The organism is Blastococcus mobilis (assembly GCF_900188025.1).
Lineage (GTDB): Bacteria > Actinomycetota > Actinomycetes > Mycobacteriales > Geodermatophilaceae > Blastococcus_B > Blastococcus_B mobilis.
The window spans coordinates 1-1,036 of the sequence record NZ_FZNO01000088.1 but is presented as its reverse complement, the minus strand read 5'-3'; the positions used below and the strand labels follow the sequence as shown (position 1 = coordinate 1,036).

1 protein-coding gene is annotated in these 1,036 nt (G+C 70.3%); it reads right to left on the bottom strand.

Features of this window, described 5'->3' with window-relative positions; genetic code table 11:
• The coding region (locus CHB94_RS24370; RefSeq protein WP_141137659.1) for an acyl-CoA dehydrogenase family protein at window positions 1-1,036 on the bottom strand (1,036 nt) is incomplete at both ends.

Here is a 1,036-nt window from a genome sequence, read left to right as displayed (position 1 = left end):
ATCTGGGTGATCTTCGCGTCGCGCATCATCCGCTCGACGGGGAAGTCCTGCGTGTACCCGGCGCCGCCGAAGAGCTGGACGGCGTCGGTGGTCACCTGCATGGCGACGTCGGAGGCGAACGCCTTCGCCGAGGCCGACACCCGGGTGACGTCCGGCCGGCCCTGCTCCCCCGCCGCCGCGGCGACGTAGACCAGGTGCCGGGCGGCCTCGATCTTCATCTCCATGTCGGCGAGCATGAACTGCACGCCCTGGAACGAGCCGATCGACGTCCCGAACTGCCTGCGTTCCTTGACGTAGGCCACCGACGCGTCCAGCGCGCCCTGCGCGACGCCGACCGCCTGCGCGCCGATGGTGGGCCGGGTGAAGTCCAGCGTCCGCAGCGCGGTCTTGAAGCCCGTGCCGGGCGCCCCGATGATCCGGTCGGCCGGGATGGTGCAGTCGGTGAAGTACAGCTCGCACGTGGGCGAGCCCTTGATGCCCATCTTGCGTTCCTTGGGGCCGACGGCGAAGCCCGGGTCGTCCCGGTGCACGGCGAACGCCGAGATGCCGCCTGAGCCCTTTCCCGGGTCGGTGACCGCCATGACCGTGTACCACTCCGAGATCCCGGAGTTGGTGATCCAGGCCTTGGTGCCGTTGAGCACCCAGCTGTCGCCGTCCAGGCGCGCGCGGGTCTTCATCGCAGCGGCGTCGGAGCCGGCCTCGCGCTCCGAGAGCCCGTAGCTGATCATCGCGTCGCCGGCGGCGATCGACGGCAGGACCTGCTGCTTCACGTCCTCGGAGGCGGACAGGATGATCGGCATCGAGCCGAGCTTGTTGACCGCGGGGATCAGCGAGGCGCTGACGTCGACCCGTGCGACCTCCTCGATCACGATGCAGGTGGCGATCGCGTCCGCGCCCTCGCCCCCGTACTGCTCGGGAATGTGGGTGGCGTGGAAGCCCGCGGCCGTCAGCGCCTTCTGCGCCTCGACCGGATAGCGGGATTCGGCGTCCACCTCGGCGGCGTAGGGGGCGATCTCCCGTTCGGCGATCTCCCGGA